Raw genomic sequence first — 8,933 nt, forward strand, 5'->3', positions numbered from 1 at the left:
GCCTTGTGGACCGGCCTGTCCACCGGGGCCAAGGGCGCCGACGGGTCGAAGGGGGCGAGCAGTATAGGAAGCCGCTTGCAGGGCTTTTCACTATATACAGCAGGAAATTTGGCGAGAATTCTCGGCCAGATAGCCTTTACCGGAGGGGCATCCTAGCCTCGCTCCGCCCATGCACAGGAATGGGGCAGCTACCTTAGCAACATTGCCGAAGAATGGAAGCCGCACCAAAGGCGCATGTTCATGCGTGATTCCCCGAAGCTTCTTACAAATTTTTCACCAAACTCGGCCACCGTCTAAGCTTCAGACAAGCAACGCGAAAACACCTGGCCGGACTCAAGACTATGGGCGCACTGTGGCAATCGGAACCAACCAGAACGGAAGCACCCAAAGAAGCTCAGGCTGAAGCCCCCTTGTCCAAGACCCCACGTCAGCGCCGTCTGTGGTGGCGCCTGATCCTGCTTATCCTGCTGGTGGCACTGGTGGCGATAGGTATGGCCGCCTACGACGAATTCCAGACCTCGCGCCTGCAGTCCCGTGAATTCAGCCGCCTGGCCGGTACCCTGACCTATGCCCTGGAGCCCGGCCCGAGCGATGCCATCGTCTACCCGGGCGACGGCCCGTTCGACAAACGCCTGGGCTACAGCGCCCTGGGCGAGTTCCTGCCACGGCTGCTCAAGCGCGACTACCTGATCAACCAGCAGGTGCGCTTTTCCCCGGCGTTGATGAACTACGTCGATCACGGCCTGTTCGTGCCATACGTGGAAAAAATCCAGGCCGGCCTGTCGATCACCGACTGCCGCGGCGACATGCTCTACCAGTACAACTACCCGCAGCACCTGTACCCGAACTTCGCAGCGATCCCGCCGGTGATGGTCAACAGCCTGCTGTTCATCGAGAACCGCGACCTGCTCGACCCGAAGGACCCGCAAAACAACCCGGCGGTGGACTGGCCACGCTTCGCCAAGGCGGCCTACAGCCAGGTGGCCAAGTACCTGGCCCTGCCCGGCCAGTCGGCCGGTGGCAGCACCCTGGCCACCCAGCTGGAAAAATATCGCCACTCGCCGGACGGGCTGACCGTCTCCGGCGCCGAGAAAATCCGCCAGATGATCTCCGCCAGCGTGCGCGCCTACCAGGGCGGCCCCGACACCACCGAGGCCCGCGAGCGCATCGTGCGCGACTACCTCAACAGCGTGCCGCTGTCGGCGGTCCCCGGCCACGGTGAGGTGCACGGCATGGCCGAAGGCTTGCGGGTGTGGTACGGCGCCGACTTCGATCAGGTCAACCAGGCGCTCACCTCCACGGCCACCGATGACAAGAGCATGGCCGAGCGCGGCCTGGCCCTGCGCCAGGTGCTGTCGCTGATGATCGCCCAGCGCCGCCCTTCGCATTACCTGTCCAAGGGCCGCATCGAACTGGCGGAACTGACTGATTCGCACATCCGGGTACTCGCCGCCAACGCTGTCATCGACCGTCCACTGGCCGACGCCGCCCTGGCCAGCAAGGCGGTGTACCGCGACTGGGTGGCCCAACCGACCATTGTGCCGATCATCACCAACAAGGGCATCAGCCTGGCCCGCAACCGCCTGGCGGCGATGCTCAACCGGCCGCTGTACGACCTCGACCGCCTCGACCTGTCGGCCACCAGCACCCTGCAGGCCGACCTGCAGGTGCAGGTCAGCCAGTACCTGAAGAACCTCGCCGACCCGGCGTTCGCCGCACAGCTCGGCCTGATCGGCGAACGCCTGCTGACCAGCAAGACCACCGACCAGGTCAGCTACAGCTTCACCCTGTTCGAACGCACCGCCGACGGCTCGCGGGTGCGGGTGCAGACCGACAGCACCAACCAGCCCTTCGACATCAACGAAGGCAGCAAGCTCGAGCTGGGCTCCACCGCCAAGCTGCGGGTGCTTACCACCTACCTGGAAATCGTTGCCGAGCTGCACGACAAGTACGCTGGCAAACCCGCCGCCGAACTGAAGAAAGTCCCGGTGGCCGAACTCGACCGCATCAGCCAGTGGTCACTGGAATGGCTGATGCAAAATGGCAAGAACCAGAGCCTGGACGCCATGCTCGACGCCGCCCTTGAGCGCAAGTACTCAGCCAACACCGGCGAGGCCTTCTTCACCGGTGGCGGCATGCATGTGTTCAACAACTTCCGCAAGGAAGACAACAACCGCAACCCGACCCTCAAGGACGCCCTGCGCGAATCGATCAACCTGCCGTTCATCCGCCTGATGCGCGACATCGTGCGCTACGTCACCTACCAGCAGCCGTTCAACCGCGAACCGCTGCTAAGGGACGACAGCGACCCACGCCGCCAGGAATACCTGGCGCGTTTCGCCGACCGCGAAGGCTCCAACTACACCATGCGTTTCTGGAAGAAATACCAGCGCAAGACCTCGCAGCAGCGCCTGGACACCTTCCTCGACAGCATGCGCGTGACCCCGCAGCGCCTGGCCGCGGTGCACCGCTACCTGTTCCCCGAGGCCGGCCAGGAAACCTTCAACGCCTTCGTCCGCGCCCACAGCAAGGACGACAAGAAGGCCATGGCCAAGCTCACCGACGGCCGCCTGGTGGAGATGTACGAGGCCTATGGCCCAGGCAAGTACGACCTGCCCGACCAGGGCTACATCGCCAAGGTCCACCCGTTGGACCTGTGGCTGCTCGGCTACCTGCTGAAAAACCCGGGCGCCTCGCTCAAGGACGCTCTCAACGCCAGCCGCTTCGAACGCCAGGAGGTCTACAGCTGGCTGTTCAAGAGCCGCCACCAGGGCGCCCGCGACAGCCGCATCCGCACCATGGTCGAGATCGAGGCGTTCACCGACATCCACCAGCGCTGGAAGCGCGTGGGTTATCCGTTCGACCACCTGGTGCCGTCGCTGGCCACCGCCATCGGCAGCTCCGGCGACCGGCCGGCCGCCCTCTCCGAACTGGTCGGGATCATCCAGAACGATGGCGTGCGCCTGCCGACCCTGCGCATCGACACCTTGCACTTCGCCCAGAACACCCCGTACGAGACGCAACTGATCAGCGACCCGGACCGCGGTCAGCGGATCTTGCCCGTCGAGGTCGCCCGGGCGCTCAAGGGCGCGATGTCGCAAGTGGTCGATGCCGGCACCGCGCGTCGTATCTCCGGCAGCTTCAAACTGCACGACGGCACGCCACTGGTGATGGGCGGCAAGACCGGCACCGGCGACAACCGCATCGAAAGCTTCGGCGCCGGCGGCCGGCTGATCGGCTCGCGCTCGCTGAACCGCACCGCCACCTTCGTGTTCTTCCTCGGCGACAACCACTTCGGCACCCTCACCGCGTTCGTTCCGGGGCGCACGGCCGAGGCCTTCACCTTCACCTCGGCACTGCCGGTGCAGGTGCTCAAGGGCATGGCGCCGATCCTCATGCCGTACCTGGAACCAGGCAACCCAACCGCCTGCAAGGCGCCACAGGTGGCGGGCCAGTCGTGAATCATCAAAAAACCAGATGATAATCATCTGCATTTGAAGGCTTGTCTTTAGATATATCTTGAGTAATATCTTGCGATATATCTAAACAGACGGAGCCCTCTCCATGCGTGACCATGATCCCTTCGAACGCCGCCCCGGCCGCGGCGAACGTGGCCCACGGGTATTCGCCCCGGGCGACCTGAAACTGCTGATGCTGTCGATGCTGGCCGAGCAACCGGGGCACGGCTACGACCTGATCCGTCAGATCGAGAGCCTCTTCGACGGCAGCTACAGCCCCAGCCCCGGGGTGATCTACCCGACCCTCAGCTACCTCGAGGAAGCCGAGCTGGTCACCGGCGCCATCCAGGGCAGCAAGCGCCTTTACGCCATCACCGACGCCGGTCGCAGCGCCCTGGCAGAACAGGCCGTCGCCCTCGACGGCGTGCGCATGCGCATCGAGGTGAGCAAGCGTGCCTTGCGCGGCCATGACCGCCCCGCAGAAATCCATGAAGCCGTCGGCAACCTGCGCCATGCCCTGCACATGCACAGCGGCCGCTGGAGCGCCGAAGAGATCGAGCGGGTGCGCAACCTGCTCAACGACACCGCCAAGGCCATCGCCTCCGGGCCGGCCATCCCTGTTACGGAGAACACCCCATGAGCGACACCATCCATCGCGTCAACCACGAGATCCGCCAACGCCGCCTCGACGTGCTGCGGGTCACCGACCTGACCCCGCGCATGCGCCGCATCACCCTGTGTGGCGCGGAGCTGGCGGGCTTCGCCAGCGTCGGCAGCGACGACCACATCAAGCTGCTGTTCGCCTGCACGCCCGAAGAACAGCAGGCCATCGACGCCCGCAACCTCGGTCGCGACGGCGGCGCCCGACCGACCATGCGCGAGTACACGCCACGGCGCATCGACCTGGCGAACCTTGAACTGGATATCGACTTCGTCCTGCATGGCGACGGCCCCGCCTCCACCTGGGCCGCGCAGGCGGCGCCAGGGCAGACCCTGGACATTGCCGGCCCACGCGCCTCGATGGTGGTACCGGACATCTTCGACAGCTACCTGCTGATCGGTGACGAAACCGCAATCCCGGCCATCGCCCGGCGCCTTGAAGAATTGCCGGCGGGGCGCCAGGTGCTGGCGGTGATCCAGATCGAGGATGAGCATGAGCGCCAGGCACTGGCCAGCAAGGCGCAGGTCGAGGTGATCTGGGTGCGCCGGCATGCAGAAGACCTGCTGGAGCAGATCAAGCGCCTGGCGCTGCCCCAGGGCCGGCTGTATGGCTGGGTGGCGCTGGAGAAGGCACTGACCCGGCAGGCCAAGGCGCTGCTGCTGGAAAAGGGCGTGCAGGAAGACGCCCTCAAGGCTGCCGCCTACTGGCGGGCCGACGGCACTGCCGACGACGAATGACGCCGGCCGGGCCTGTGGCAGCGGGCAAGCCCGTTGCCAGGGAGCCCGTTACTGCAGCTCCTGCTGCGGCGTCTCCTGCCCGGCGCAGCGCACCGCGCGCTTGCGGTTGTCCACCAGCACGCCGGTCAGCCCTTTCTGCTGGGTATCGAACAGCACCAGCACGCCGTCGATGCATTGCGCCACCTGCGGCGCCGGGGTCAGCGAGAGCTTGTAGTCCTCGCCGGGAATGGTCTTGAGCATGGTGAAGTCCTGCAGCAACAGGGCGTCCTCAGGCTTGGCGAAATGCAGGTAGCCGTAGTACCAGAGGGCTCCCACCGTCACGATGATGCTGCCGACACCGGTCAGGATCAGCGGGATGGCGTTGCGTTCTTCACTCATTGCTTGTTCTTCTCGTCAGGGTAGTTGGGGACTTCGGCCAGACGGCGCAGGCCGTTGAAGTGCGAGGGGTCGTCCAAAAAGCGCAGCATCACCTGGCGCCAGGTCGGGTCGGCGAAGGTCTGCACATGATCGCCACGGGTCAGTTGCAGCACCCGCGGCGGCGGTGCATGCCGGTACAGGCGCAGGCCGTTGTCCAGCGGCACCAGGTTGTCGTCGATGCTGTGGAAGAACAGCTTTGGCGGACTGTCCAGGCGCTCGATCGAGTGGATCGCGCTGTCGCCGTCGGGCACCAGCCACGACAGCGGTACCTGCAACGGCCAGGTCATCCACGAGGTACTCAGGGCGTAACGTCCCACGGCCCGGTAGCTGGCCGGCACACCGTCGAAAACCAGAGCGCTGAAACGGCGACGCTGCTCAGGGTACTGTGCGAGGTAGTGAATGGCCATCGCCCCGCCGAGGCTCTGGCCCAGCAGCACCAGCGGCTTGCCTTGCACCTGGGGAGCGGCGCGCAGCCAGTCCAGGGCCGCGCCGATGTCGCCGTACACCTCGGGCAGCGTCGGTTTGCCCTGGGACAACCCATACCCGCGATAGTCGAGCATCAGCACCTGGTAGCCCGCTTTCGGCAGCCAGTAGCTGCCGCCCAGATGCCAGGCCAGGTTGCCGCCATTGCCATGCAGGTGCAGCACGGTGCCCTTGACCTCGACACCCTGCGGCACCGGGATCCACCAGCCGTGCAGGCGCGTGCCGTCGGCGGCGGTGAGGCTCACATCCTGATACTGCAAATGCGCCTGTGCCGGGGTGAACGGCTGGCCCGGTTCGGGATAGAACAGCAGGCTGCTGCAGCCCCCCAGCAGCAGCAAGCCGAGGCCGAGGGCGAGGTGACGGCAGGCGTCAGAGAATGTTCGCGTAGTCGGCTTCAATACGGTCCAGGCTCAGGTGGTTGAGGAAGTTGGAGAAGCACATCCAGGCCGACAGCGCGTTGAGGTCGCGGAACTGTTCAGGTAGGTACTTGGGCGGCTCCACCAGCCCTTCCTCGACCAGCTGACGCAGCGTGCGCATGTCTTCCAGGGTGGTCTTGCCGCAGAACAGCAGCGGGATCTGCTCGAGCTTGCCCTTCTTCACGGCCAACTGAATGTAGTTGTAAACCATGATGAAGCCCTTGAGGTAGGACAAGTCCTTGGTGAACGGCAGGCCGTTGGGCACCGAACCACGGAACACCCGGCTGGCGTTGCTGTAGCTCTGGCCCATCTCGAAGCCCTGGCCACGGAAGAACTCGAAGACCTGCAGGAAGTCCGCCCCTTCCTCGACCATGTGGATGGCCCGGGTGCGGTTGGTGAGCTTGCGCAGGCGGCTGGGGTAGGAAGCGAAGGCGATCACTTCCATGAGAATCGCCAGGCCCTCCTGGGTCACCGTCGACGAGGGCGGGCCCTTTGCCAGGAAGGTGCAAATCGGCTGGTTCAGGCCATTGAGGGTGGTACCGACATGCACCAGCCCTTCGTGCACCTCCAGCGCCCGCACGTCGCGGCTATTGAACATGGCGTCGGCGCGTACCTTGATGTAGTCGGCGCCGGCCGCCGCGTCGGCGACGATACCGTCGGACTCGAACACGCGGATGGTTTCCTCGGCTTCGCCGAACACCTTGTTCAGGCGCCGCTGGAGAATCTCCACCGCCTCCTTGGCGGTGAGGTTCTTTGGCTCGTCTTTCAGGTCGCCACGGCCGTCGATGTTGTTCAGGTAGTCCGAGAGCATCAGGCCCAGGTCGGCCAGGGTCGGGTCACCGGCGTGGAAGGCATCGGAGGCGGCGCCGTAGAGCTCTTGGGAAATCAGGCCGAAATCCTCGGTACCTCGCGCCTCGAGCATGCGCACCACCATACGGTACTCCTTGCACATGCGCCGCATGATCTGGCCGACCGGGTTGAACTGGCCCAGCTGCCGGGTGATGTCGCGCTCGATGCTCTGGAACTCGGCCTTCACCGCGTTGGAGTCGAACGACAACGGTCGGTTCTGGTAATAGGCGCGATCCACCGCAGGTGGCTCCTTGCCCTTGGCCTTGAGGAAGCCCTGGCGGATGCCTTCGTCCCATTTCACCGCGTCGAGCACGCGAATCGGCGTCTGCGTGGCGACAATGCGATCGGACAGGCTGCGGATAGTTTGCTGGTATTCGTCCACCGGGGACTCCTTGTTGAAGCCTGTCGCGAGGTTGCGTGGGAGCGGGTTTGCCCCGCGAGGAGGCCGGTATGCTCAGTGCTATTTGGCGGAGCGCTGGAAGCGCGCTACTTCGACGAACAAGTCGGAGTTGGCCGGGTCGTCCAGATAGGCCAGCACACGCTCCGTCGGGCTGTCGATCAGCACGCCGGGGCCATTGTCCTCGGGCACCTTGGTGCTGCGCCCGCTCAGCTCCTTCTCGTCCACTGCCTGCTGGACCTGCTCGACATCGAGGTTGTAGACCACCAGCTGCTTGCCGTCGATCACCTCGAAGCCGCCGATCAGGAAGTTGCCACCCAGCCGCTTGGGCACGCCCGCCGACAAGTACCAGCGATTGCCGTGCCGGGCCACGGTGAAGACGTACTCCTCGGGCGCCTTGCCCTGGGCACGGGCCACTGCCTTGTAAGTGTTGCCACCGGCGCGGCTGATACTCAGCTTTAGCGGCTGGCCCCAGGCGTCCTTGCTGCTCCACTGCCCGAGTAGGGCCTTAGGCGCTGGCTGGTTGGCCGGCAGCGGTTCGTCGAAGGTCACCAGACAACCGCCCAGCAGGAGGAATGACAAGGTCAACAACACCACACGCCAGGCTTTCATCAGGTTCTCCTTGAAAAATCGTTCGCCACTCAGGCCGAGGCCAGCACCATCTGCAGGTATCGGACAAGGATAGCGAGCATCTGCCCATCGGACTGCGCATTCGCATCCTTGAGCAGGCCCTGATATTCCATCTGCTCGATAATCGCCGTCAACATCTGGGCATCCTGTTCCGGCTGGCGCGAGCCGACTACCTGCAGTATCTGGCGCGCGCCATGCAGCAGGATCTGCTCGTGGGCCTGCACCAGTTCGGCCAGGCGCGGGCACAGCAGCGCCTCCTGGCGGAAGGCCTGTTCGGCCATGAGGAAGTCGCGGCGGTTGTTCAGTTGGCGCAGCACGTAGTCGGCCAGCATGCGCGCCACTTCATCGGCCAGGTGCGCCCGGGCCTCGTGGCTGCCGTCGCCCTGGGCCAGCAACTGGCGCAGCACGCCTTCGGTGTTGGTCCAGAGCTTGGCCATGTAGGCCGCGCTGCGCTCGACGTACTGGGCAAAGGTGTCGGCCAGCAGGTCCTGGATATCCTTGAAATAGTAGGTGGTGGCCGACAACGGCACGCCGGCCTCGGCGGCCACGGCGCGGTGGCGCACGCCGCGCACGCCATCGCGCACGACGATGCGCATGGCAGCGTCGAGGATCTGCTGGCGGCGTTGCTCGCTGCCCTGTCTTGCGGTCTTGCGACCTTGGTACTGCACGCTTTCGGCGACGGCGGTGGCGATGCCGGCGGCGCCCTGGTGGGGCATGGCGGGGGTCACGGGGCGGTACCTCATAGTTCGAGTCATCTGCTGCCTGTACCGGCCCTATCGCGGCTGAAGCCGCTCCAACACGACACCCGATAACGGTGGGGGGCGGGTCCGGCCCGGGAGGGGCGGGACTGGCAACAGTAAGCTTGAGGCCAGGAAAATCAGCCAC

Annotated in this window: 8 protein-coding genes; 3 read left to right on the forward strand and 5 right to left on the reverse strand. The window is 65.1% G+C overall.

Annotated elements, in window-relative coordinates:
* The first annotated feature begins 341 nt into the window (after positions 1-341).
* From ACVWY1_RS23475 to ACVWY1_RS23485, 3 genes are all read left to right on the forward strand, one after another.
* On the forward strand, positions 342-3,461 hold the full coding sequence (locus ACVWY1_RS23475; RefSeq protein ID WP_277501766.1) for a biosynthetic peptidoglycan transglycosylase: 3,120 nt from the start codon (positions 342-344) through the stop codon (positions 3,459-3,461).
* Positions 3,462-3,564: 103 nt separating this feature from the next.
* On the forward strand, positions 3,565-4,098 hold the full coding sequence (locus ACVWY1_RS23480) for a PadR family transcriptional regulator (RefSeq protein WP_046854428.1): 534 nt from the start codon (positions 3,565-3,567) through the stop codon (positions 4,096-4,098).
* On the forward strand, positions 4,095-4,856 hold the full coding sequence (locus ACVWY1_RS23485) for a siderophore-interacting protein (RefSeq protein WP_457378820.1): 762 nt from the start codon (positions 4,095-4,097) through the stop codon (positions 4,854-4,856). Before ACVWY1_RS23480 ends, ACVWY1_RS23485 begins: the two co-directional genes overlap by 4 nt.
* Before the next feature lie 48 nt (positions 4,857-4,904).
* Here ACVWY1_RS23485 and ACVWY1_RS23490 read toward each other — a convergent pair whose 3' ends face one another.
* The 5 genes from ACVWY1_RS23490 to ACVWY1_RS23510 form a co-directional block, all read right to left on the reverse strand.
* Positions 4,905-5,234 carry a hypothetical protein gene (locus ACVWY1_RS23490; protein ID WP_023632434.1) on the reverse strand — a complete coding sequence of 110 codons (330 nt, stop codon included), beginning with the start codon at positions 5,232-5,234 and terminating at the stop codon, positions 4,905-4,907.
* Positions 5,231-6,154 (reverse strand): alpha/beta hydrolase, encoded by a 924-nt coding sequence (locus ACVWY1_RS23495; protein WP_277501768.1) that lies wholly within the window; start codon positions 6,152-6,154, stop codon positions 5,231-5,233. Before ACVWY1_RS23495 ends, ACVWY1_RS23490 begins: the two co-directional genes overlap by 4 nt.
* Entirely contained in the window at positions 6,126-7,403 is a 1,278-nt protein-coding gene (locus ACVWY1_RS23500; protein WP_277501769.1) for a flavohemoglobin expression-modulating QEGLA motif protein, read from the reverse strand. The genes ACVWY1_RS23495 and ACVWY1_RS23500 overlap by 29 nt, the downstream gene beginning before the upstream one ends.
* A 78-nt stretch (positions 7,404-7,481) precedes the next feature.
* Entirely contained in the window at positions 7,482-8,030 is a 549-nt protein-coding gene (locus ACVWY1_RS23505) for a LolA-like protein (RefSeq protein ID WP_111532152.1), read from the reverse strand.
* A 29-nt stretch (positions 8,031-8,059) separates the two neighbouring features.
* Positions 8,060-8,764: a TetR/AcrR family transcriptional regulator gene (locus ACVWY1_RS23510; RefSeq protein WP_110701916.1), complete on the reverse strand. Its 705-nt coding sequence runs from the start codon at positions 8,762-8,764 to the stop codon at positions 8,060-8,062.
* Positions 8,765-8,933 lie beyond the last annotated feature (169 nt).

This window comes from Pseudomonas sp. TE6288, assembly GCF_054062095.1.

Coding starts and splice junctions, on each gene's coding strand:
- ACVWY1_RS23510 (WP_110701916.1), bottom strand. CDS start 8,764: ATGCCCCACCAGGGCGCCGCCGGCATCGCCACCGCCGTCGCCGAAAGC.
- ACVWY1_RS23475 (WP_277501766.1), top strand. CDS start 342: ATGGGCGCACTGTGGCAATCGGAACCAACCAGAACGGAAGCACCCAAA.
- ACVWY1_RS23505 (WP_111532152.1), bottom strand. CDS start 8,030: ATGAAAGCCTGGCGTGTGGTGTTGTTGACCTTGTCATTCCTCCTGCTG.
- ACVWY1_RS23480 (WP_046854428.1), top strand. CDS start 3,565: ATGCGTGACCATGATCCCTTCGAACGCCGCCCCGGCCGCGGCGAACGT.
- ACVWY1_RS23485 (WP_457378820.1), top strand. CDS start 4,095: ATGAGCGACACCATCCATCGCGTCAACCACGAGATCCGCCAACGCCGC.
- ACVWY1_RS23490 (WP_023632434.1), bottom strand. CDS start 5,234: ATGAGTGAAGAACGCAACGCCATCCCGCTGATCCTGACCGGTGTCGGC.